Origin of the sequence: Thioclava electrotropha, assembly GCF_002085925.2 — a bacterium.
Taxonomy (GTDB): Bacteria; Pseudomonadota; Alphaproteobacteria; order Rhodobacterales; family Rhodobacteraceae; genus Thioclava; species Thioclava electrotropha.
Genome location: NZ_CP053562.1, coordinates 2,352,669 through 2,373,040, shown reverse-complemented (window position 1 = coordinate 2,373,040; position 20,372 = coordinate 2,352,669). Strand labels below are relative to the sequence as shown.

Annotated in this window: 24 protein-coding genes and 1 riboswitch; of the genes, 21 read left to right on the top strand and 3 right to left on the bottom strand. The window is 64.5% G+C overall.

The genetic code is table 11. The features are described from left to right. Positions 1–61 precede the first annotated feature (61 nt). Together cls and AKL02_RS11305 are read right to left on the bottom strand one after the other, a co-directional pair. Entirely contained in the window at positions 62–1,504 is a 1,443-nt protein-coding gene (cls, locus tag AKL02_RS11310; RefSeq protein ID WP_165756952.1) for a cardiolipin synthase, read from the bottom strand. Further along, a complete protein-coding gene (locus AKL02_RS11305) occupies positions 1,501–2,553 on the bottom strand; it encodes an RluA family pseudouridine synthase (RefSeq protein WP_078540670.1) in 1,053 nt (350 codons plus the stop codon). The genes cls and AKL02_RS11305 overlap by 4 nt, the downstream gene beginning before the upstream one ends. Between AKL02_RS11305 and AKL02_RS11300 the strand changes: the two genes are divergently transcribed. The 6 genes from AKL02_RS11300 (at position 2,552) to queF (ending at position 7,905) form a co-directional block, all read left to right on the top strand. Beyond that, entirely contained in the window at positions 2,552–2,887 is a 336-nt protein-coding gene (locus tag AKL02_RS11300) for a DUF6476 family protein (RefSeq protein ID WP_083077161.1), read from the top strand. The two genes, AKL02_RS11305 and AKL02_RS11300, sit on opposite strands and share 2 nt — an antisense overlap. Continuing rightward, positions 2,877–3,374: an rRNA maturation RNase YbeY gene (ybeY, locus tag AKL02_RS11295; protein WP_083077159.1), complete on the top strand. Its 498-nt coding sequence runs from the start codon at positions 2,877–2,879 to the stop codon at positions 3,372–3,374. Before AKL02_RS11300 ends, ybeY begins: the two co-directional genes overlap by 11 nt. A gap of 39 nt (positions 3,375–3,413) precedes the next feature. After that, a complete protein-coding gene (locus AKL02_RS11290; protein ID WP_075774962.1) occupies positions 3,414–4,304 on the top strand; it encodes a hemolysin family protein in 891 nt (296 codons plus the stop codon). Positions 4,305–4,322: 18 nt separating this feature from the next. After that, positions 4,323–5,888, top strand: coding sequence for an apolipoprotein N-acyltransferase (lnt, locus tag AKL02_RS11285; protein WP_083077156.1), 1,566 nt, complete (start codon positions 4,323–4,325; stop codon positions 5,886–5,888). 10 nt (positions 5,889–5,898) lie between these two features. Beyond that, positions 5,899–5,948: riboswitch (SAM-SAH riboswitch) on the top strand. Positions 5,949–5,955: 7 nt separating this feature from the next. Continuing rightward, entirely contained in the window at positions 5,956–7,122 is a 1,167-nt protein-coding gene (gene metK, locus AKL02_RS11280) for a methionine adenosyltransferase (RefSeq protein WP_078540675.1), read from the top strand. 321 nt (positions 7,123–7,443) lie between these two features. Beyond that, positions 7,444–7,905 (top strand): preQ(1) synthase, encoded by a 462-nt coding sequence (gene queF, locus AKL02_RS11275; RefSeq protein ID WP_083077153.1) that lies wholly within the window; start codon positions 7,444–7,446, stop codon positions 7,903–7,905. Positions 7,906–8,006: 101 nt separating this feature from the next. On the opposite strand, the gene AKL02_RS11270 is transcribed toward queF, so the two are convergent. Next, a complete protein-coding gene (locus AKL02_RS11270; RefSeq protein WP_078540679.1) occupies positions 8,007–8,438 on the bottom strand; it encodes a DoxX family protein in 432 nt (143 codons plus the stop codon). Between the two features lie 195 nt (positions 8,439–8,633). Between AKL02_RS11270 and AKL02_RS11265 the strand changes: the two genes are divergently transcribed. The 15 genes from AKL02_RS11265 (at position 8,634) to AKL02_RS11195 (ending at position 20,368) form a co-directional block, all read left to right on the top strand. After that, on the top strand, positions 8,634–9,080 hold the full coding sequence (locus AKL02_RS11265) for a DMT family transporter (RefSeq protein WP_078540681.1): 447 nt from the start codon (positions 8,634–8,636) through the stop codon (positions 9,078–9,080). A 33-nt stretch (positions 9,081–9,113) separates the two neighbouring features. Next, complete coding sequence (trmB, locus tag AKL02_RS11260; protein WP_083077150.1) at positions 9,114–9,860, top strand: tRNA (guanine(46)-N(7))-methyltransferase TrmB; 747 nt, start codon at positions 9,114–9,116, stop codon at positions 9,858–9,860. Between the two features lie 59 nt (positions 9,861–9,919). Beyond that, positions 9,920–11,269: a 3-phosphoshikimate 1-carboxyvinyltransferase gene (aroA, locus tag AKL02_RS11255; protein WP_083077148.1), complete on the top strand. Its 1,350-nt coding sequence runs from the start codon at positions 9,920–9,922 to the stop codon at positions 11,267–11,269. Beyond that, entirely contained in the window at positions 11,266–11,775 is a 510-nt protein-coding gene (locus AKL02_RS11250; RefSeq protein WP_083077145.1) for a hypothetical protein, read from the top strand. The genes aroA and AKL02_RS11250 overlap by 4 nt, the downstream gene beginning before the upstream one ends. After that, positions 11,772–12,380, top strand: a complete 609-nt coding sequence (locus AKL02_RS11245) for a (d)CMP kinase (protein ID WP_083077143.1) — start codon at positions 11,772–11,774, stop codon at positions 12,378–12,380. Before AKL02_RS11250 ends, AKL02_RS11245 begins: the two co-directional genes overlap by 4 nt. Before the next feature lie 9 nt (positions 12,381–12,389). After that, on the top strand, positions 12,390–12,956 hold the full coding sequence (locus AKL02_RS11240; RefSeq protein ID WP_083077139.1) for a hypothetical protein: 567 nt from the start codon (positions 12,390–12,392) through the stop codon (positions 12,954–12,956). 96 nt (positions 12,957–13,052) lie between these two features. After that, complete coding sequence (locus AKL02_RS11235) at positions 13,053–13,658, top strand: glutathione peroxidase (RefSeq protein ID WP_165756951.1); 606 nt, start codon at positions 13,053–13,055, stop codon at positions 13,656–13,658. A gap of 196 nt (positions 13,659–13,854) precedes the next feature. Then, positions 13,855–15,534, top strand: a complete 1,680-nt coding sequence (gene rpsA / locus AKL02_RS11230) for a 30S ribosomal protein S1 (protein ID WP_078520828.1) — start codon at positions 13,855–13,857, stop codon at positions 15,532–15,534. A 301-nt stretch (positions 15,535–15,835) separates the two neighbouring features. Then, positions 15,836–16,123, top strand: coding sequence for an integration host factor subunit beta (ihfB, locus tag AKL02_RS11225; RefSeq protein ID WP_075774953.1), 288 nt, complete (start codon positions 15,836–15,838; stop codon positions 16,121–16,123). A 6-nt stretch (positions 16,124–16,129) separates the two neighbouring features. Beyond that, positions 16,130–16,486, top strand: coding sequence for a lipopolysaccharide assembly protein LapA domain-containing protein (locus AKL02_RS11220; RefSeq protein ID WP_232621602.1), 357 nt, complete (start codon positions 16,130–16,132; stop codon positions 16,484–16,486). 1 nt (position 16,487) lies between these two features. After that, the gene (locus AKL02_RS11215) at positions 16,488–17,168 is read left to right on the top strand and encodes a phosphoribosylanthranilate isomerase (protein ID WP_083077131.1); all 681 of its coding nucleotides are present in this window, start codon (positions 16,488–16,490) and stop codon (positions 17,166–17,168) included. 114 nt (positions 17,169–17,282) lie between these two features. Next, complete coding sequence (gene trpB / locus AKL02_RS11210; protein WP_083077127.1) at positions 17,283–18,515, top strand: tryptophan synthase subunit beta; 1,233 nt, start codon at positions 17,283–17,285, stop codon at positions 18,513–18,515. Between the two features lie 139 nt (positions 18,516–18,654). Next, the gene (locus tag AKL02_RS11205; protein WP_083077124.1) at positions 18,655–19,188 is read left to right on the top strand and encodes a PepSY domain-containing protein; all 534 of its coding nucleotides are present in this window, start codon (positions 18,655–18,657) and stop codon (positions 19,186–19,188) included. A gap of 82 nt (positions 19,189–19,270) precedes the next feature. After that, positions 19,271–19,780, top strand: coding sequence for a hypothetical protein (locus tag AKL02_RS11200; RefSeq protein WP_083077121.1), 510 nt, complete (start codon positions 19,271–19,273; stop codon positions 19,778–19,780). A 30-nt stretch (positions 19,781–19,810) separates the two neighbouring features. Beyond that, on the top strand, positions 19,811–20,368 hold the full coding sequence (locus AKL02_RS11195) for a helix-turn-helix transcriptional regulator (RefSeq protein WP_083077119.1): 558 nt from the start codon (positions 19,811–19,813) through the stop codon (positions 20,366–20,368). The last annotated feature ends 4 nt before the right edge of the window (positions 20,369–20,372 follow it).

The following is a 20,372-nucleotide window of genomic DNA, read 5'->3' as shown; positions in this document are numbered from 1 at the left end:
GAAAGATCAACGTATCGTAACGGGATTTCCGTCGCGCATGTGTAAAAAAACATCTGACGCCTCACAAGATCGGGGCGAGGACCGACATCAGATTGTTGATGATTTTCCAGTGCAGGGGCCATTCCGCGATGCGCTCCGGGCCGATCCGGCGGGCCTGCGCGATCCAGTGACGCTGGCGTTCGCCAAGTGCGAGCCCCAGTTCGTGATCCTCGATCAGCACGCAATTCTCGTAATTCAGCTCGAAGCTGCGGCGGTCGAGATTGGCCGAGCCGAGGATCGCCACGCGGCCATCGGCTAGCAGCGTCTTGGCGTGGAGCAGGCCCGGCCCGTGCTCCCAGATCTCGACGCCCGCCTCGGCCAGCACCGGATAGAAGCTGCGCGCGGCATGGGCGACAAAGCGCGAGTCGTTGCGCCTTGGCACGATCACCTGCACCCGTACGCCCCGGCGTTTGGCGGCGCGCAGGGCGGAGGCGATTTCCTCGCCCGGCACGAAATAGGGGGTCGAGAGCGTCAGCGTCTCGCGCGCGGCCCCGATCACGGCAAGGAAGACATCCGGAACCCCGCGCGTGTCCAGCATCGGCCCCGTCGCGAAGGCGACCGCCGTTCCGGGCCGGGCGGTCGGTGCGGCGGGGGTCGGGAGCACGAGGTCCGAGATTTCCTCGTGGCTGTGCGTCACCCAGTCGGTCGCGAAGATATGCTGATGCTGGGCGGCGAGCGGCCCCTCGATCCGCAGCATCACATCGGTCCAGGGGGCGAAGCGCGCCTTGATGCGGAATTCCGGGTCGGCAATGTTGCGCGAGCCGGCATAGGCGACATGCCCGTCGATCACGGCGAGCTTGCGGTGATTGCGCAGATCGATCCGCATCGTCGCGAGCTTGAAAAGCGGCCAGCGGAAGGAAAAGGCGATCGCGGTCTTCACGCCGGCCTTCTTCATCGCCTTCCAGTGACGAGACTTGATGAAGGCGCGCGCGCCAAGCCCGTCGACGAGGATGCGCACCTGCACCCCGCGTTCCGCCGCGCGGGTCAGCGCTTCGGCCATGGCGATGCCGGTCAGATCGCTCAGCCAGATATAGGTGATCAGGTGCACGCTCTGGGTGGCGGCGTCGATATCGGCGATCAGCGGTTCGAGCTGGTCGGACGGGTCGGGCAGGAAGGTGATCGCATCGCCGGTGCTGGGCGCATAGCCGTTGATGGCGGCAGCCCGCGCGAAGGCGGCACGATATTCCGGCGTGACGGCCTCGAGGTCTTCGGGCTCGACCGGGTCGGGGGCGGGCAGGGCATCCACCGTCGCCTGCAGCTTGCGCGCGATGCGCTGGTTGAGCCGCGTCTCCCCGATCAGGATGTAGAGGATGACGCCGAGAAACGGCACCGACAGGATCAGCACGGTCCAGCTTGCGCGCACCGCAGGCGGTTTGTCGGGACGGGTGAGCACCCGCAAAAGCGCGAGCACCTGAGAGCCGAAGTGAATCAGCAGCGTCAGAAGCTCGGCCCACCAGACGTTCACGGGCCCGTGCCGCCGGTTGGGGGCGCGGAGGCCGCGCGCAATGCGTCGATCAGCGCGGTCATGTCCTCGGGCAGGGGCGCCTCGAAGGACAGCTCCTCCTCGGTGACCGGATGGATGAAGCCCAAAGTCGCCGCATGAAGCGCCTGACGCGGGAAGGCACGCACGGCCTCTGCCGCCGCAGCTCCGACCGCTTTTTCCGAGATCTTGCGTTTGCCGCCATAGGTCTGGTCGCCGATCAGCCCGTGGCCCGCATAGGCCATGTGGACGCGGATCTGGTGCGTGCGCCCGGTCTCCAGCCAGCAATCGATCAGCGCGGCCGTGCCGTTGAAATCCTCGATCGTGCGGGCGCGGGTGACGGCGTGACGGCCGCCATTGGCGACCACCGCCTGTTTCTGCCGGTCGGTCTTGTGGCGCGCAAGTTGCGTTACGATCTTCAGCACACCGCCTTGCTCGAAGCTGACGCCGTTAAGCCCGCGCAGACGCGGATCAGAGGCCTGCGGCACGCCGTGGCAGAGCGCGCGGTAATGGCGATGCACGGTATGCGCCTCGAATTGCGCAGCCAGCCCGTGATGCGCCCGGTCCGATTTCGCGACGACCAGCAGCCCGGACGTGTCCTTGTCGATGCGGTGGACGATGCCGGGGCGCGCTTCGCCGCCGATCCCTGAAAGATTGCCGCCGAAATGGTGCAGCAGCGCGTTCACGAGCGTGCCTTCGGGCGTGCCCGGCGCGGGGTGGGTGACCATGCCCGCAGGCTTGTTCACCACGATCAGGTCGTCATCTTCCCACAGAACTTCGAGCGGGATGTCCTGCGCGACCGTCTCGACCTCTTTCGGAGGCTCCAGCGCGATCTGATAGACCTCGCCCTCGGCGACCTTGGTTTTCTGATCGGTCACGGCCACACCCTCGCGGCTGACCGAGCCCTCCGCGATCAGTTTCGCCAGACGCGAGCGCGAGAGCGCCGCTTCCTCTGGCACAGCCGCCGCCAAGGCCTTATCAAGGCGGGGACCCATGCCGGGTCCGATCTCGATGCTGAGGATTTCCTTATTCATGTCCGACCTGCCTGACGAAGAGCCTGCCACCACGCTGCCACCCGATCTTCGCTTTCTCAAGATACTGGTGACCACGCTTGCGGCTGTGATGATCGTCGGGCTTGTAGCGATCGTGGCGCTGCTTGTCATCCGCTTGCAGCAACCCAATCCGCTGCCGCAACTGCCCGCCGCGATCACGCTGCCCGAAGGCGCTGCGACCGAGGCCGTGACCTTTGCGCGCAGCTATACGGTCGTGGTGACCGGTGGGGGGCAAGTGCTGGTCTATGACAAGTCCGGGCAGAAGGTCGGCGATCTGACGCTTGGGGCAGAGGGCGGAATGACCGATGGAAATTGATCTCGAGATCGAAGACGCCCGCTGGGAGACGGTCGGGCTGGAAGAGCTGATAAGCCGCGCCGCAACGCTGGTGCTGGAGGATCGCGGGATCGAGGCGGAGCTCTGCCGCCTCTCGGTTCTCGCCTGCGACGATGCCCGCATCGCCGAGCTGAACGGCGAATATCGCGACAAGGCGAAGCCCACCAATGTGCTCAGCTGGCCCGCCGAGGAGCGCGGCGCGGAAGATCCCGGTGCGCATCCCGAACCGCCCGCGCCCGATGTCTTCGGCGAAATCGAGCTTGGCGACCTCGCGATTGCCTATGAAACCTGCGCCCGAGAGGCTGAAGAACAAGGCAAATCCGTCGAAGATCACACGCTGCATTTGCTCATCCACGCGGTGCTGCATCTGTTGGGCTATGACCATATTCGCGACGAAGATGCGCAAGTTATGGAACAAATCGAAATCCGCCTTCTTGAAAGCGTAGGAATTCGTAACCCATATGTGTAAGACTAGACGCAACGCCGCGTCATCTTTCGGAAAGGAACAATGGGACAGGTCGCCGACGGAGTTACCTCCGCCAATACCGGTAGTTCGGAAAACGCAGAACCCGGTCAGTCTTCGGAGCCCGCTTCGCGCGGGTTGCTCAGCCGCTTCTTCGGGCAACGCCCCATGGAAGAAGAGGCCCCACAGGTAGAAATGCCGCCCAAACCCGCGCCAGCGCCGCTGGGGCTCGGGAACCTGCGCAAGATGCGGGTGGGCGATGTTGCCATTCCCAAAGTCGAGATCGAGGCCGTTCCGGTCTCCATCACCCGCGACGAGTTGGTGGAGAAGTTCCGCCAGCACGGCTATTCGCGCCTGCCGGTCTTCAAGGAAACGCTGGATACGCCGCTGGGCCTTGTCCACCTGAAGGACTTGGCGCTGGAATATGGGTTCGGTTCGGGCAATGGCCGGTTCTCGCTGCGCAAGCTGATCCGTCCGCTCCTCTACGTGCCGCCGTCGATGCCGATCGGCGTGCTTCTGCAGAAGATGCAGGTGCAGCGCACCCATATGGCGCTGGTGATCGACGAATATGGTGGGGTCGACGGTCTGCTCACGCTCGAGGATCTGATCGAACAGGTGATCGGCGAGATCGAGGACGAGCATGACGAGGCCGACGACGCTTATTGGCGCGAGGAAAAGCCCGGCCAATGGGTCGTGCAGGCCCGCGCGCCGGTCAACGAGTTCGAAGCGCAGATCGGGATGCGGCTGTCTGACGAGGAAGCCGATGACGAGATCGATTCGATGGGCGGTCTGGTCTTCATGCAGCTTGGCCGTGTGCCCGCCCGTGGCGAGGTCGTGGTGACCGAGAACGGCGTCGAATACGAGGTGGTCGATGCCGATCCGCGCCGGATCAAACGTCTGCGCGTGCGTCTGCCGGGAGTGGCGCCCGCCGAGTGAGCGGGCTATGACGCGCCCATGATCGCGACCCTCCGAGACGGCTTCCGTGCACCGTTGCGCCCGCGCTGGCAGAGCTTGGCTCTGGCAGCGCTTTTCGGTGTGTTGTTCGCCGCCGGGCAAGCGCCCTTGGGGCTTTGGTGGATCGCGTTGCCTGCTTTGGCGGCCTCGATCTGGTTCGCATCGGCCGAACGCTGGCGCGCCTCCACGATCTGGATCGGGTTCGCCACCGGCTTCGGCTATGCGCTGGCCGCGATGTTCTGGATCGTCGAGCCTTTCATGGTCGAGGCCGATGTCTATGGCTGGATGGCGCCGTTTGCGCTGGTCCTGATGGCTGCAGGGATGGGCGTGTTCTGGGCGATCGGCTACGGGCTCGGGGCCTATGCGGGGCAGGGGCCGCGCTCGCGCGCACTGGGAATAGCGCTTGGCATGGCGGCCTCGGATGCGTTGCGTTCTTACGTTTTTACCGGGTTTCCGTGGGTGCTGGTCGGCCATATCTGGATCGGCTCGCCCGTCGCGCAGGCGGCGGCCTTTGTTGGGCCGCTGGGGCTGAGCCTGATCACGATGCTGATCGCAAGCGCACCCGCGATGACGCGCGGGATGCGGATGCCTGCCGCTCTCGGGATCGTAGGTGCGGCGCTGGTGGTTCTGGTCGGGCTGTGGCTCGGCGGGGTGGCGCGGCTCAATGCGCCGGTGGCGCCGAGGCCCGAGCCGATCACCCTCCGTCTGGTGCAGCCCAACGCACCGCAGAACCTGAAATGGCTGCCGGAATACCGGATGAAGTTCTTCCAGCGGCTGCTGGACCTGACGAAAGCCGATCCTGCGCCCGGCCAGCCGAAACCCGACCTGATCGTCTGGCCCGAGACGGCGGTGCCGTTCCTGCTCGACCGTCCGATGGGCGGGCTGGAGATGTCGACCGAGGCGGCGAATGGCATCCCGCTCGCCATGGGGGTGCAGCGCAGCCAGGGCAGCCGCTATTTCAATTCGCTGGCCGTCATCAGCCCCGATGACCAAATCGAGGCCCTTTACGACAAATCCCACCTCGTGCCCTTCGGCGAATACATGCCCTTTGGCGATACGCTGGCGAAGATCGGGATCACCGCCTTCGCGGCGCAGGTCGGCAATGGCTATTCGGCGGGGCCGGGGGAGAAGCTGCTGAACTTGGGCAAGCTCGGCCATGTTGCGCCGCTGATTTGCTACGAGGCGATCTTCCCGCAGGACCTGCGCGGCTTCGCGCAGAGGCCCGACTGGATCTTGCAGGTGACGAATGACGCGTGGTTCGGCACGCTCAGCGGTCCCTATCAGCATTTCGCGCAGGCGCGGCTGCGCGCGATCGAACAGGGCCTGCCGCTTGCGCGCGACGCCAATACCGGGGTCACCGCGATGGTCGACGCGAAGGGGCGGATCACGGCGAGTCTCGGGTTGGACAAGATGGGCAAGCTGGACGTCGAATTGCCGCCGAGCCTGCCGCCGACGCTCTATTCCAAGCTGGGTGACGCACCGTTCATCGCGCTGATTGTTGCAGCGTTAGCGCTTCTTTCAATCTTTGCGCGTATTTCGATTGACCCGACCGGCAGGCGCTCCTAGCTAGAAGGCCGAACCACCCCAACGGCTTCCTGACGGGGTGGGGATATCAACAACGGAGCACCCCTTCATGGCACGCGCGAATTACGTCTTCACCTCCGAATCCGTTTCGGAGGGGCATCCCGATAAGGTCTGTGACCGGATTTCGGATGCCGTTCTCGATACTTTCCTGGCCGCAGAGCCCAACGCGCGGGTCGCTTGCGAAACCTTCGCGACGACCAATCAGGTCGTGGTCGGCGGCGAGGTCGGTTTGGCCGACAAAACGAAACTCGCCGAATATCTCGAAGGCATCGATAAGATCGTGCGCGAATGCGTCAAGGATATCGGCTACGAGCAGGACGAGTTTCACTGGGCGACGCTGAAAGTCGCGAACTTCCTGCACCCGCAATCGGCCCATATCTCTCAGGGCGTCGACAAGGACGGGGCCGGCGATCAGGGGATCATGTTCGGCTTCGCTTCGGACGAGACGCCCGAACTGATGCCCGCACCGATTCATTACTCGCACGCGATCCTGCGTCGTCTCGCCGAGGCGCGCAAATCGGGCGCCGAGCCCGAGCTGCGCCCCGATGCGAAATCGCAGCTGTCTGTGCGCTACGAGAATGGCCGCCCCGTCGGCGTGAGCCAGATCGTTCTGTCCACTCAGCACGCGCATGAGCATCAGACCTCGGATGATATCCGCGCCATCGTCGAGCCCTATATCCGCGAGACGTTGCCCGAAGGCTGGATCACGCCGGAGACCGAATGGTGGGTGAACCCGACCGGCACCTTCGTGATCGGCGGTCCGGATGGCGATGCGGGCCTCACCGGGCGCAAGATCATCGTGGACACCTATGGCGGCTCGGCCCCGCATGGCGGCGGCGCGTTCTCGGGCAAGGACCCGACCAAGGTGGACCGCTCGGCGGCCTATGCGGCACGCTATCTGGCGAAGAACGTGGTGGCTGCCGGCATGGCGCGCAAATGCGTGATTCAGGTGTCCTACGCGATCGGCGTGGCGAAGCCGCTGTCGATCTATGTCGACACGTTCGGCACCGGCGAAGTGCCTGACGAGGTGATCGAAAAGGCCGTGGCGCAGGTGATGGACCTGACGCCGAAAGGCATCCGCGACACGCTCGATCTGTGCAAGCCGATCTACGAGCGCACTGCGGCTTATGGCCATTTCGGCCGCGCCCCGGAGGCCGATGGCGGCTTCTCGTGGGAGAAGACCGATCTGGTCGAGGCGCTGAAGAAAGCGGTCTGAGGCGAGAGCTTTCTGAATTTGCGACGGGCAGAGGGGAACCTCTGCCCGTTTGTTTTTGCCGCGTTCGATAAAGAGGGGCGCGCCCGACCCTTGGGTGGGCGCTTCCCTCCGCTTTGGCTTGGCGATTTATCTCAGCAGCCCCGAACGACGTGCGAGCCCGCGATGTTCTCGCCAAAGCGCCCTCCCATGGGGAGGGTCGGGCGCGGCCCGGGCTAGCCGCCCGGGCCATTCGTTCGATACGGGGCCGCAAGGTTTGATTTGACCTCGGGGCCTGCGTGGCCTTAGTGCCGCGCGAACGCTTCTCGACGGAAAGACCATCCCATGAGCACCGACACTTCCGGCCTGACCCAGCTGGGCCAATCGACCGACCTGCCGCAAACGCCCGAAGAGGCCGTGCTGGAGCGCGTGCCCCAGCCGCGCAAAGGCGAGCGCTATCTCGTGCGGTTCACAGCCCCCGAATTCACCTCGCTTTGCCCGCTCACCGGCCAGCCCGATTTCGCGCATATCATGATCGATTACGTCCCACGCGACTGGCTGGTGGAGAGCAAATCTCTGAAGCTGTTCCTCGGCGCGTTTCGCAATCACGGGGCGTTTCACGAGGATTGCTCGGTGATGATCGGGCAGCGTCTGCGGGATCTGCTGGAGCCCGAATGGCTGCGCATCGGCGCCTATTGGTACCCGCGCGGCGGCATCCCGATCGACGTCTTCTGGCAGAGCGCGCCGAAGCCCGAGGATATGTGGATCCCCGATCAGGGCGTGCCGCCTTATCGCGGCCGCGGATGAGCTGATCTTGCAATGAAAAAGGCCCCGCATCGGCGGGGCCTTTCGCGTTTTCAGGGAAAGGTGGAGCGCTGCCCTTGGCTGGTCGCCTCGGGCGTCGTCGCTTACGCGGTGACCCGGCCGCTGTGCTGGGTGTTTTCGCGGGCATCGAGCGACCATTTGCCCGCGCCCTGCGCCACGATCATCAGCATGCCGCCCGCGATCGAGATGTTCTTCATGAAGTTGATCATCTGGCCCTGCGCTTCCATGCCAGTCATGCCGAGGCTCGGGACGTAGTGGAACAGGAAGCCCGAGATGAGGCTGAAGCCCGCGAGCAGGAAAGCCACGATCCGCGTCTTCCAGCCAAGCAGCAATGCGATGCCGCCGCCCAGTTCGGTCAGGATCACGAGCGGCAGAAGCGCGCCGGGCACGCCCATCGCTTCCATGTAGCCTTGGGTCCCGGCATAGCCGGTGATTTTTTGAAAGCCCGCGATGATGAAGATCTGGGCGAGGAGGAGGCGGCCGAGCGGGGCCGCGAGGTCGGTGAGTTTCGTCATGGAATCTATCCTTTGTGTCGTCGTCTGATGGGCCCGAAGGCGATGGCGACAGGATCTACATTGTGCGAAAAAATTTGGAATACCGATAAAATTACAGAATATGCGCAAAAACGAACAGAAATAGCGCTTTGCGATCCACCTTGCACCCCCAGCCCTTCCGCGCCACTCTCCGCCGAAAACCGGAGGAGAAAGACCATGCCCGACGCCCTGCGCTATGCCGCGATCATGCTTGCTGCCGGGATCGGCATTCCGGTTCTGGCCGCGCTCAACGCCCAGCTTGGCAGCCGCATCGGCTCGCCTGCGGTGGCGGCGGTGGTGCTGTTCTCCGTGGCGCTTCTGGGCGCGGTGCTGGCCGTCGCGGTCACGACAGGGCCCTCGGGCTTCGCGCGCATACCCGATCAGCCGAAATACCTGTTCCTCGCAGGCGTGCTGATCGCCTTCTACGTGCTCTCGATCACCTTCATCGCGCCGCGCTTCGGGGTCGGCAATGCGGTGTTCTTCGTGCTGCTGGGACAGATGATTTCGGCCGCCGCGATCGACCAGTTCGGCCTATTCGGGGCGCTCGTCCGACCGATCACCCTGCTGCGCGGGGCGGGGATCGGCTTCATGTGCCTCGGACTGTTCCTCATTCAGAAGGCTTGAACCTTTCGAGCGACGCGGCTAGAGGCCCCTCCCATGAGCGAGAATGACACCCCCGAACAGCCCTGGCGCAACTTCTATGGTCGCCGCCACGGCAAGACGCTGAACAAGGCGCAGAAGGAATATCTGCGCGAGGACCTGCCGGGCCGTCTGCCCGGTCCCGTCGGTTGGGAGGAAAACCCCGACCGCGAGCCGCTCGACATGGAGACGCGGTTCAAGGGCAAGCCAGTCTGGCTGGAAGTGGGCTTCGGCGGGGGCGAGCATCTGGCGCATATGGCGCAGACCTATCCGGAGGTGGAATTCATCGGCTGCGAGCCTTTCGTGAACGGCGTCGCGATGCTGCTGGGCAAGCTGCGCCGCGAGAAGATCGCCAATGTCGCGGTGCATCCCGGCGATGCGCGCGACCTGATGGACGTGCTGCCCGAGGGCTCGATCTCGAAGGCGTTTCTCCTCTATCCCGACCCGTGGCCGAAATCGAAGCACCACCGCAGGCGCTTCGTGACGCAGGAGCATCTCGAGCCGCTGCACCGCGCGCTGAAACCGGGATCGGAATTCCGCGTGGCGACCGACATCCCCGACTACGTCCGCCAGACCGTCGAGGAAGTGCCGCAGGCCGGCTTCGAGCCTCTGTTCGAGGTGCCCGCCGCCTTCGATTTCGACGATCCGCAGCCGGTTTCCGGCGATTGGGATACGCCGTGGGAGGACTGGCTCTCGACGCGCTACGAGCAGAAAGCGCTGCGCGAAGGCCGCAAGCCGCATTACCTGACCTATCGGCGGATCTGAGCCCTTCCGCCTCCCGCCAGATCGCGCTAACAGGGGCGCGTTGAAATAAGGGAGGCACTATGTCCGGCCACGGCACTCCGATCAAAATGACCTCGCGCGCTTGCGGGCCCCTTAAGGGCACGGCGGAGGTTCCCGGCGACAAGTCGATCAGCCACCGCGCGCTGATCCTTGGCGCGCTCTCGGTGGGCGAGACGAAGATCACCGGCCTGCTCGAAGGCGAAGACGTGCTCGACACGGCCAAGGCGATGCGCGCCTTCGGCGCCGAGGTCACGCAGCACGGTCCCGGCAGCTGGTCGGTGCATGGCGTGGGCGTGGGCGGCTTCGCCGAGCCCGAAGACGTCATCGATTGCGGCAATTCCGGCACCGGCGTGCGTCTGATCATGGGCGCGATGGCGACCTCGCCGATCGTGGCGACCTTCACCGGCGACGGCTCGTTGCGCAAACGCCCGATGGGGCGTGTGACCGATCCGATCCGGCTGTTCGGGGCGCAGGCTTTCGGGCGTCATGGCGGGCGTCTGCCGATGACCATCCTCGGTGCACCGAGCCCCGCACCTGTGCGCTACGCAACGCCGATGGCCTCGGCGCAGGTGAAATCGGCGGTGCTGTTGGCGGGGCTGAACGCGCCCGGTCAGACCGTCGTGATCGAGAAGACCCCGACCCGCGATCATACCGAGCGGATGCTGCGCGGCTTCGGCGCCGAGATCACCACCGAGGTGACTGAGCAGGGCCATGTCATCACGCTGCAGGGCCAGCCGGAACTGAAGGCCCAGGAGGTCGCCGTGCCGCGCGATCCCTCTTCGGCCGCTTTCCCGGTCTGTGCCGCGCTGATCGTGCCGGGCTCGGAGATCGTGGTGCCGGGCGTCAGCCAGAACCCGACCCGCAACGGGATATTCATCACGCTGCGCGAGATGGGCGCCGATCTGACCTTCGAGAACGAGCGCGAAGAGGGCGGCGAGCCGGTGGCCGATCTGCGCGTGCGCTATTCCAAGCTGCACGGGATCGACGTGCCCGCCGAGCGCGCCTCGGCGCAGATCGACGAATATCCCGTTCTCTCGGTCGTCGCAGCCTTTGCCGAAGGCGTGACCCGGATGCCCGGCGTGCATGAGCTGCGCGTGAAGGAAAGCGACCGGATCGACGCTATGGCGCGTGGGCTGGAAGCCAATGGCATCAAGATCGAGGAAGACGAGGACACGCTGATCGTGTATGGCTGCGGTCCCGAAGGCGTGCCGGGCGGTGGCACGGCCGTGACCCATCTCGACCACCGGATCGCGATGAGCTTCATGGTGCTGGGCATGGCCGCGCAACAGCCGGTCTCCGTCGATGACGGCTCGCCCATTGCCACATCTTTCCCGATCTTCGAGGACCTGATGGCCGGGCTTGGCGCGGAGATCGTCCGGGCGGACCGGTGAGCCGGGCGCAGGTCGCCTTTGTCCTGCTCGCGTCCCTGACGGGGGCGGTCTATCTTGCGATGACGCTCGTTACCTTGCCGCATCTTCGGGATGCGGCGGGCGGTCTGGCGCCGTTCGATTTGCGTCCAGGTGGCTACGGTGCTGCGCAGGCCCGGGCGCTCCTCGATGCCCTGGACGCACCGGCGCGACAGTATTACCTCTCGGTTCAGCAGCGGCTCGATCTTGTCTTTCCGGCCCTGGAGGCGGTGACGCTGATTGTCGCGTTCCGTACCCTTGCAAAGGGCTGGCTTGCCGTGGTGTTGTTGATCGTGGCGGCTCTTGGTGCTGTGTTTGACTATCTCGAAAATCATGCCGTCGCCGCATTGTTGCGGACCGGCACGGTAACGGATGACATGATCGCCTTCGCGAGCAGATGGACGCTTCTGAAGAGCGTCGCAGTCACTTTGAGCCTGACGGCCCTGGCGCTATTGATCCTGCGGGCAGTTTATTTGCGGATGAAACGATGAAATTCACAGTCGCCATCGATGGCCCCGCCGCTGCGGGCAAAGGTACGATCAGTCGGGCCGTGGCCGAGCGGTTCGGGCTAGCGCATCTCGACACCGGTGCGCTCTATCGCGCGGTCGGCATGAAATCCGAGACCGAGGGGCTGGAGCCCATCGCGGCGGCCAAGGCGCTGTGCCCCGAGGATCTGGAGCGCGACGACCTGCGCACGATGGAAGCGGGGCAGGCGGCCTCGATCGTGGCCGCGATCCCCGAGGTGCGCGCGGCGCTGGTGGCGTTTCAGCGCGATTTCGCGGTGCGCGAGGGCGGTGCGGTGCTCGACGGGCGCGATATCGGCACGGTGATCTGCCCGCAGGCGGAGGTGAAGCTGTTCGTGACCGCCTCGCCGGAGGTGCGCGCGCATCGGCGCTGGCTGGAGCTGGGCGGCGATGAGGCTGACGTGCTCGAACAGGTGCGCGAGCGCGACGCCCGCGACATGGGCCGCGCCGACAGTCCGCTGCGCCCGGCGGTGGATGCGCTGGTGATCGACACCTCCGAGCTGAGCATCGAAGAGGCGGTCGCCCGCGCCGCCGATCAGATCGAGGCCCGCCGCGCGGGCGATCTGGACTAGGGGGCGGGGATGCTGCGCTGGGTTCTCCTCTCGCTGGTTCTTGCAACGCAGGCCACAGCCGAGGGGCGCCCGCAGGGGCTGTTGTGGAGCGAGACCGACCTGCCGCGCACCATGCCGCTGCAGATCAAATCCGCCCCGGATCGCGATCTCTATATCGTGCTGCGCGATGCCAAGACCGGGCAGGACGTGATGGGCGCCTATGCGCAGGGCGGTGAATTCTTTCGCCTGCTGGTGCCGCCGGGACGGTTCGAGGTGCAGGTGGCGCTCGGGCCTGCGGAAGACTGGGAGGGCGGCGCTGCGCTGTTCGGCCCCGAGACGGAAAGGCTACGCCTCGACCCGCCGCTCGATTTCGGGGTCACGGGCTACGCGCGGAAGGGTGGGCATCTGATCGATCTGCGCGATCTCGGCGATATCGGCCAGAAAAGTCTTGGAATCTGTCAGCGCCTCGCGCTCGATTTCGACAGCGTGAACACCGCGCCGGAGGCGGTGCGCCCCGGCGTAAAGCCCCGTGACCCAATGGAAATACCGGAGTTCCCGGAGCCGAAATACCGCCGCGTCGACCGCATTTGCGATTGAAGAAAAGGGACGCGTCAAATATATCTTCACGAAGTGGTGAACTTTTTTCCCGACTCTCGCGTTGGGTATTGGTGGATGTATTTCGAGGGTGGACCGATGCGCTTGTCCCTGATTTTGGCCTGCATGTTGTCATGCGTCTCCTTTGCGACCGCTCCGGCACGCGCCGACGGCCCGGCGGCGACGCCTGAACCGATCGCGGTGAAAGCCCGGTCCGCGATGCCGGTGCCGGGGGATTTGTCCTTCGATCTGGTGGAGGGCGAGACGGTCTCGCTCGCCGATTTCCGTGGCAAGGTCGTGCTCGTGGTCAACACCGCCTCGAAATGCGGTTTCGCCCCGCAATTTACCGAGTTGCAGGAAATGTCCGAAACCTATGGCCGCGACGGGCTGGTGATCCTCACCGTGCCGTCGAACGATTTCCGGCAGGAACTCTCCACGGCGGAAGAGGCCAAGCGCTATTGCGCGCTGACTTTCGGGGCCGAATTGCCGATGGCGCAGCTCGCCAAGGTGAAGGGGCCGCAGGCGCATCCGTTCTATCGCTGGATGCGCGAAACCGAGGGGTTCGAGCCGAGCTGGAACTTCAACAAGGTGCTACTGGGCCGCGACGGATCGGTGATCGCGACCTATCCCGCCAGCGCAGAGCCCCTTTCGGCCTGGATGCTGGGCGACGTCAAAGCCGCTCTCGCGACCGCGAGCCAAGGCTGAGCGAGAGGCCGCGCAGCCTGTCTATGACGCAATAAATGCTTGCGATACTGGCTGATCGCGCCTATATGGGCGCGGTCTGAGACAGGTTGGGACTCACCCGACCCGTATGCTATTGCAGCACAGACATTCCAACGAAAGACCGGCGGAGCCAACCGCAAGGCCAGAAAACCGAAGATGAAAAGGAAAATCTGAACGCATGTCGCAAAATGCAACCATGGACGAATTCGAAGCCCTTCTGAACGAGAGCCTCGAAATCGACACCCCGAACGAAGGTTCGGTTGTTAAAGGCAAGGTCATCGCCATCGAGGCGGGCCAGGCCATCATCGATGTCGGCTACAAAATGGAAGGCCGCGTCGAACTCAAAGAATTCGCCAACCCCGGCGAGGCTCCGCAGATCGAAGTCGGCGACGAAGTCGAAGTGTATCTCGACCGTGTCGAGAACGCTCGCGGCGAAGCCGTTATCTCGCGTGAGAAAGCCCGCCGCGAAGAGGCATGGGATCGTCTCGAAGCAGCTTACGCCAAAGAAGAGCGCGTCGAAGGCGCCATCTTCGGTCGCGTCAAAGGCGGCTTCACCGTCGATCTGGGCGGCGCTGTCGCGTTCCTGCCCGGCTCGCAAGTGGACGTGCGCCCGGTGCGCGACGCTGGCCCGCTCATGGGTCTCAAGCAGCCGTTCCAAATCCTCAAGATGGACCGTCGTCGTGGCAACATCGTTGTCTCGCGTCGTGCGATCCTCGAAGAGAGCCGCGCCGAACAGCGCGCCGAAGTCATCGCCAACCTCTCCGAAGGTCAGGTCGTCGATGGTGTGGTCAAGAACATCACCGAATACGGTGCGTTCGTTGATCTGGGCGGCGTCGACGGTCTGCTGCACGTCACCGACATGGCATGGCGCCGCGTGAATCACCCGTCCGAGATCCTGTCGATCGGCGAGACCGTCAAGGTCCAGGTCGTCAAGATCAACAAGGAAACCCACCGCATCTCGCTCGGCATGAAGCAGCTGCAGTCGGATCCGTGGGACTCGGTCGAGTCGAAGTTCGCTCTGGGTTCGGTGCACACCGGCCGCGTGACCAACATCACCGACTACGGCGCGTTCGTCGAGCTGGAGCCGGGTGTCGAAGGTCTCGTGCACGTGTCCGAGATGTCCTGGACCAAGAAGAACGTCCACCCCGGCAAGATCGTTTCGACGAGCCAGGAAGTCGACGTCATGGTCCTCGAGATCGACACCGCGAAGCGCCGCGTCTCGCTTGGCCTCAAGCAGACCATGCGCAACCCGTGGGAAGTCTTCGCAGAGACCCACCCGGTCGGCACCGTCATCGAAGGCGAAGTCAAGAACATCACCGAGTTCGGTCTGTTCGTTGGCCTCGAGAACGACATCGACGGCATGGTTCACCTCTCGGACCTCAGCTGGGAACAGCGTGGCGAGGATGCGATCCAGGACTACCGCAAAGGCGACATGGTCAAGGCCGCTGTCACCGAAGTGGACACCGACAAGGAGCGTATCTCGCTCTCGATCAAGGCGCTCGACGCCGACACGTTCTCCGATGCCGTTGACGGCGTGAAGCGTGGTTCGATCGTGACCGTGACCGTGACCGCGATTGAAGACGGTGGCGTCGAGGTGGAATACAACGGCATGAAGTCGTTCATCCGCCGTTCGGACCTCGCCCGCGATCGTGCCGACCAGCGCCCCGAGCGCTTCCAGGTTGGCGATCACGTCGATGTCCGCGTGACCAACGTCGACTCCAAGACCCGTAAGCTGGGTGTGTCGATCAAGGCGCGTGAGATCGCTGAAGAGAAAGAAGCCGTGGAACAGTACGGTTCGTCGGACTCGGGTGCGTCGCTGGGCGACATCCTGGGTGCCGCGCTCAAGGGCGACCAATAAGAGATCGAGCCGCTTGGCTCAACGAAAGGCCCCGCCGATTGGCGGGGCCTTTTTCGTTCCGCAAAGCCTTGGCGATCCGCAATGACGATTCGCGCAACGGGTGACGCTTGGGCGGGCGAAGCGCTGAATTTCTGCGTTTGCGAAGGCGCTTCCGTCGGCGGCAGACCGCTAGGGGCTCGATTTTACGTGGATTTTCCGGGTCTTTGCTGTTCCGCGTTGCAACGATTGGTCCTATAATTACGAAATGACGCATGTAAGAGCCGGGGGACACCCGGCCAAGCCCGTGGGGGGAGATAACAAGATGATCCGCTCTGAGTTGATCACCAAGATTGCCGAGGAGAATCCGCATCTCTACCAGCGGGATGTCGAAAAAATCGTAAATACGATCTTCGACGAGATCACCGAGGCGCTGGCCTCGGGCGACCGCGTCGAGCTTCGTGGGTTCGGGGCCTTTTCCGTCAAGAAGCGCGACGCGCGCACCGGTCGGAACCCGCGCACCGGCGAGGCGGTTGAGGTCGAGGAAAAACACGTACCCTTCTTCAAGACCGGTAAGCTGCTGCGCGACCGGCTGAACGGGAAAGAGGAATAAGAGCTAATGATTCGAGCGCTTCGGCTGCTGTTTCTCGGTCTGCTCGCCGTGGTCCTGATCGGGCTGGCGCTGGCCAATCGTCAAATCGTCACGCTGCGGGTGCTGCCGCTCGAGGCGGGCAGCTTCCTTGGCTGGGACTGGGCGGTTCAGGTGCCGTTGTTCCTCGTGATCCTCGCGGGCGTCCTGCTGGGCCTTCTGATCGGCTTCGTCTGGGAATGGGCGCGGGAGTCGCGTCTGCGCCGCAATGCCCGCCAGTCGGACCGCAAGGCGCGCAAGCTCGAAGCTGAAGTTCAGACGCTGCGCCACGACAAGACCGGCCCGAAGGACGACGTGCTGGCGCTGCTCGAACAGTCCTCGCGCTGAGATGCCCACCGTTGCCATAGACCGCAATGCGCAGGGTCTCGCCCGCGTCAAGATTTGCGGGCTGCGCAAGGCCGAGGATATCGCCGCCGCCGTCGAGGCGGGCGCGCGTTATGTCGGCTTCGTCTTCTTCCCCAAATCCCCGCGCCATCTGGAGATCGCCGAGGCGCGCGCGCTGGCCCAGGAGGTCGAGCCCGGCATCGCCAAGGTCGGTCTCGTGGTGAACCCGAGCGATGAGCTTCTCACCGAGATCACGGACGCCGTGCCGCTCGACATGATCCAGCTTCACGGCTCGGAGACGCCTGAACGCGTGACGGAAATCCGCGCCAAGTTCGGCCTGCCGGTGATGAAAGCCGTGGGCGTGGCCGATGCCGCCGATCTTCCGAAGATCGCAGAGTATGAGGCAGTGGCCGACCAGATTCTGCTCGACGCCAAGCCGCCGAAGGAGGCGGAGCTTCCGGGCGGCAACGGGCTTTCCTTCGACTGGCGGCTGATCGCCGGGCGCACCTGGGAGAAGCCGTGGATGCTGGCCGGCGGGCTGACGCCGGACAACGTGGCCGAGGCGATCCTGCTGACCGGCGCACGGCAGGTCGACGTCTCCTCCGGTGTGGAGAGCGCGCCGGGCGTCAAAGATCCCGAGAAAATCCGCGCGTTCATTCAGGCGGCCCGTCAGGGCGCGGCCTGAGCGGCGCCGGACCCCGCTCAGAGGCGAGTATTTTTGGTCAGATAGCCGGGGCGGGGATTTATCTCGTCTCGCTTTGCCGCTAGACCGATCCTCACGAATAGCGCGAGGTGTGCCATGGCTGACGATCTGATCAATTCCTTCATGAATGTGCCCGACGAGAACGGGCGGTTCGGCATTTTCGGTGGCCGCTTCGTGTCCGAGACGCTGATGCCGCTGATCCTCTCGCTCGAAGAGGAATACGAGAAGGCCAAGACCGATCCCGATTTCTGGGCGGAGATGGACGATCTGTGGGAACACTATGTCGGTCGCCCGTCGCCGCTCTATTTCGCGCCCCGTATCACCGAAGAGCTAGGCGGCGCGAAAATCTATCTCAAGCGCGACGAGCTGAACCACACCGGCGCGCATAAGATCAACAACGTGCTGGGACAGATCCTGCTGGCGCGGCGCATGGGCAAGACCCGGATCATCGCCGAGACCGGCGCGGGCCAGCATGGCGTCGCCACCGCGACGGTCTGCGCGAAATTCGGCCTCAAATGCGTGGTGTATATGGGCGCCACGGACGTCGAGCGTCAGGCACCCAACGTCTTCCGGATGCGCCTGCTGGGCGCCGAAGTCGTCCCGGTCAAATCGGGCCGCGGCACACTGAAGGACGCGATGAACGATGCGTTGCGCGACTGGGTGACCAATGTGCGCGACACGTTCTACTGCATCGGCACGGTCGCTGGTCCGCATCCCTATCCGGCGATGGTCCGCGATTTCCAATCCGTCATCGGCAAGGAAGTGCGCTGGCAGCTTGAAGAGCAGGAAGGCGAGGGGCGTCTGCCCGACACCGTGATCGCGGCGATCGGCGGGGGCTCGAACGCGATGGGCCTGTTCCATCCGTTCCTCGACGACAAATCCGTGCGCATCATCGGGGTCGAGGCTGGCGGCCACGGCGTCGACGAGAAGATGGAGCATTGCGCCTCGCTCACCGGCGGGCGTCCGGGCGTGCTGCATGGCAACCGCACCTATCTGCTGCAGGACGAGGACGGGCAAATCCTCGAAGGGCACTCGATCTCGGCCGGGCTCGACTATCCGGGCATCGGGCCGGAGCATAGCTGGCTGCATGACACGGGCCGCGCGGAATATGTGAACATCACCGACAAGGAAGCGCTGGAGGCGTTCCAGTTCTCCTGCCGTCTCGAAGGGATCATCCCCGCGCTCGAGCCCTCGCACGCGCTGGCCCATGTGATGAAGATCGCGCCCGATCTGCCCAAGGACCATATCATCGTGATGAACATGTGTGGCCGCGGTGATAAGGACATTTTCGCGGTCGCGAAGCATCTCGGCTTCGACATGGACGCATAAACTCAGGTTTACGGCGTACAACCTGAGGTTTATTGCTCCTCCATAACCCAATTGGCAATGGACCGGCGGGCGTTGTCCGCCGACCCTTTGCTCCGACGTCGCAGCCCGCGGCGGACAATTGTTCCGGAGGAGATAGAAGATGAAAATGAAATCCACCCTCGTCGCGCTGGCGGCTCTCGCGGTCTCGGCACATATGGCGCAGGCTGAAGTTTCGACCGACGGTATCGCTGCCGATCTGCAGGCCAATGGTTTCACCAATGTCGAGATCAAGGTCGGCCCGACCCAGGTGAAGGCCGAGGGTTACAACCCGAACGGCACCAAGATCGAAGTGGTCTACGACCGCGCCACCGGCAAGATCCAGAAGCAGGAAATGTCGCGGACGCGCGCCGGCTATGACATGACGCAGGGCGTCAGCGTCCGTCAGCAGTCGGAAGATTTCTACGACGGCAGCGACGACGACCATATGGACGATCACGGCGACGACCATTCGGGCAGCGACGATCACATGGATGACAGCCACGACGACGACCACACCACGTCCGATTCCGATCACAGCTCGGATGACGGCGGCTCGCATGAGAGCGGCTCTGACGATGGCGGTTCGCACGACAGTGGTTCCGACGGCGGCGGGTCGCATGACAGCGGCGGCGACGACGGCGGCGACGACGACTGATCCGAACGGACTTGCCCGGTGCCATGCGCACCGGGCATAATCCTCTGAAATGCCGCGTTCGCGCGCGGGGGGAGTTTTGCCGATGAGACTGCGCAGAGATCTGGCGATAGCCGTGCTGATCGGCGCGCTGAGCGTGCCCGTGGCGCCAGGGCTCGCGCGGGCCGAGACCGCGAGCGAAGCGGTCACCCGGCAGCTCAAATCCTACGGCTACCAGAATATCGATGTGCACCGGACCTTGCTGGGCCGCGTGCGTATCACCGGCACCCGCAAGGGCGTCGAGCGCGAAATCGTCCTCGATCCGCGCAGCGGCGAGATTCTGCGCGACCTGTCGCGCTCCAGCCGCACCCCGATCCTGAACAATAGCCCTCTGGGCGGCAGCGCCTCGGGGAGCTATTCCGCGACCTCCACCTCCGACCGCACAACGACGACCTCCGATAGCGACTCCTCCGACGACTCCTCGGACGATAGCAGTAGCGCGTCGGGCAGCGACGATGGCGGAAGCCATGACAGCAGCGACAGCGACAGTAGCGGTGGCGGCGGCGGCGATAGCGGTGGCGGCGACGATGGCGGCGGGGAAAGCGACGATGATTGACGCCTCGGACCGGTCGGCGGGAGCGGCGCAATGACGTCGCGGCTGCGCCGTGCGGTGCTTGTCGGGGCGATCTTGCTTTTCCAAGCGGTCTGCGCGCTGTTCTTCATCTCCGATATCCTGCTGTCGGTCTTCGGCCTCTATCCCGCGCCGATCAGCTGGCAGAACCGTGAAATCCTCGAGCTTGGGGCGGCGCTTGGTCTGATTCTGGGGCTCGCGCTTGGCGCGTTCGCCTTGGCAGGTGCGCTGCGCGAGGGCGCGCGGGCGAAGGCGCGTCTGCGCCGGGCGACCTCGGCCTTCGAAGACCTGCTGGAAGAGCGTTTCTCCGACTGGGGCCTCACGGCGGCAGAGCGTGAGGTCGCGCTTTTTGCGATCAAGGGGCTGAGCACGGCGGAAATCGCGGCGCTCCGTGAGACCTCCGAGGGCACCGCCAAGGCGCAAAGCGCCGCGATCTACCGCAAGGCGGGGGTGAACGGGCGCGGCGCGCTTCTGAGCCTTTTCGTCGAGGATATGATGGATCAGCGCGCCGAGGCGGCGCAGCGCGAAGATACGGCGACGAAGCGCGGCGTGACTGCGGTGGCCAAGGGCTGAGCGC

What these genes read in the sequence shown, in the direction of transcription:
- AKL02_RS11305 (WP_078540670.1), bottom strand. Translation starts at nt 2,553, where the DNA reads ATGAATAAGGAAATCCTCAGCATCGAGATCGGACCCGGCATGGGTCCC.
- lnt (WP_083077156.1), top strand. Translation starts at nt 4,323, where the DNA reads ATGATCGCGACCCTCCGAGACGGCTTCCGTGCACCGTTGCGCCCGCGC.
- trpB (WP_083077127.1), top strand. Translation starts at nt 17,283, where the DNA reads ATGGCTGACGATCTGATCAATTCCTTCATGAATGTGCCCGACGAGAAC.
- AKL02_RS11235 (WP_165756951.1), top strand. Translation starts at nt 13,053, where the DNA reads ATGCGCTTGTCCCTGATTTTGGCCTGCATGTTGTCATGCGTCTCCTTT.
- AKL02_RS11240 (WP_083077139.1), top strand. Translation starts at nt 12,390, where the DNA reads ATGCTGCGCTGGGTTCTCCTCTCGCTGGTTCTTGCAACGCAGGCCACA.
- AKL02_RS11215 (WP_083077131.1), top strand. Translation starts at nt 16,488, where the DNA reads ATGCCCACCGTTGCCATAGACCGCAATGCGCAGGGTCTCGCCCGCGTC.
- aroA (WP_083077148.1), top strand. Translation starts at nt 9,920, where the DNA reads ATGTCCGGCCACGGCACTCCGATCAAAATGACCTCGCGCGCTTGCGGG.
- queF (WP_083077153.1), top strand. Translation starts at nt 7,444, where the DNA reads ATGAGCACCGACACTTCCGGCCTGACCCAGCTGGGCCAATCGACCGAC.
- rpsA (WP_078520828.1), top strand. Translation starts at nt 13,855, where the DNA reads ATGTCGCAAAATGCAACCATGGACGAATTCGAAGCCCTTCTGAACGAG.
- AKL02_RS11200 (WP_083077121.1), top strand. Translation starts at nt 19,271, where the DNA reads ATGAGACTGCGCAGAGATCTGGCGATAGCCGTGCTGATCGGCGCGCTG.
- AKL02_RS11245 (WP_083077143.1), top strand. Translation starts at nt 11,772, where the DNA reads ATGAAATTCACAGTCGCCATCGATGGCCCCGCCGCTGCGGGCAAAGGT.
- AKL02_RS11300 (WP_083077161.1), top strand. Translation starts at nt 2,552, where the DNA reads ATGTCCGACCTGCCTGACGAAGAGCCTGCCACCACGCTGCCACCCGAT.
- AKL02_RS11265 (WP_078540681.1), top strand. Translation starts at nt 8,634, where the DNA reads ATGCCCGACGCCCTGCGCTATGCCGCGATCATGCTTGCTGCCGGGATC.
- metK (WP_078540675.1), top strand. Translation starts at nt 5,956, where the DNA reads ATGGCACGCGCGAATTACGTCTTCACCTCCGAATCCGTTTCGGAGGGG.
- AKL02_RS11195 (WP_083077119.1), top strand. Translation starts at nt 19,811, where the DNA reads ATGACGTCGCGGCTGCGCCGTGCGGTGCTTGTCGGGGCGATCTTGCTT.
- trmB (WP_083077150.1), top strand. Translation starts at nt 9,114, where the DNA reads ATGAGCGAGAATGACACCCCCGAACAGCCCTGGCGCAACTTCTATGGT.
- AKL02_RS11290 (WP_075774962.1), top strand. Translation starts at nt 3,414, where the DNA reads ATGGGACAGGTCGCCGACGGAGTTACCTCCGCCAATACCGGTAGTTCG.
- ihfB (WP_075774953.1), top strand. Translation starts at nt 15,836, where the DNA reads ATGATCCGCTCTGAGTTGATCACCAAGATTGCCGAGGAGAATCCGCAT.
- AKL02_RS11270 (WP_078540679.1), bottom strand. Translation starts at nt 8,438, where the DNA reads ATGACGAAACTCACCGACCTCGCGGCCCCGCTCGGCCGCCTCCTCCTC.
- AKL02_RS11220 (WP_232621602.1), top strand. Translation starts at nt 16,130, where the DNA reads ATGATTCGAGCGCTTCGGCTGCTGTTTCTCGGTCTGCTCGCCGTGGTC.
- AKL02_RS11205 (WP_083077124.1), top strand. Translation starts at nt 18,655, where the DNA reads ATGAAAATGAAATCCACCCTCGTCGCGCTGGCGGCTCTCGCGGTCTCG.
- ybeY (WP_083077159.1), top strand. Translation starts at nt 2,877, where the DNA reads ATGGAAATTGATCTCGAGATCGAAGACGCCCGCTGGGAGACGGTCGGG.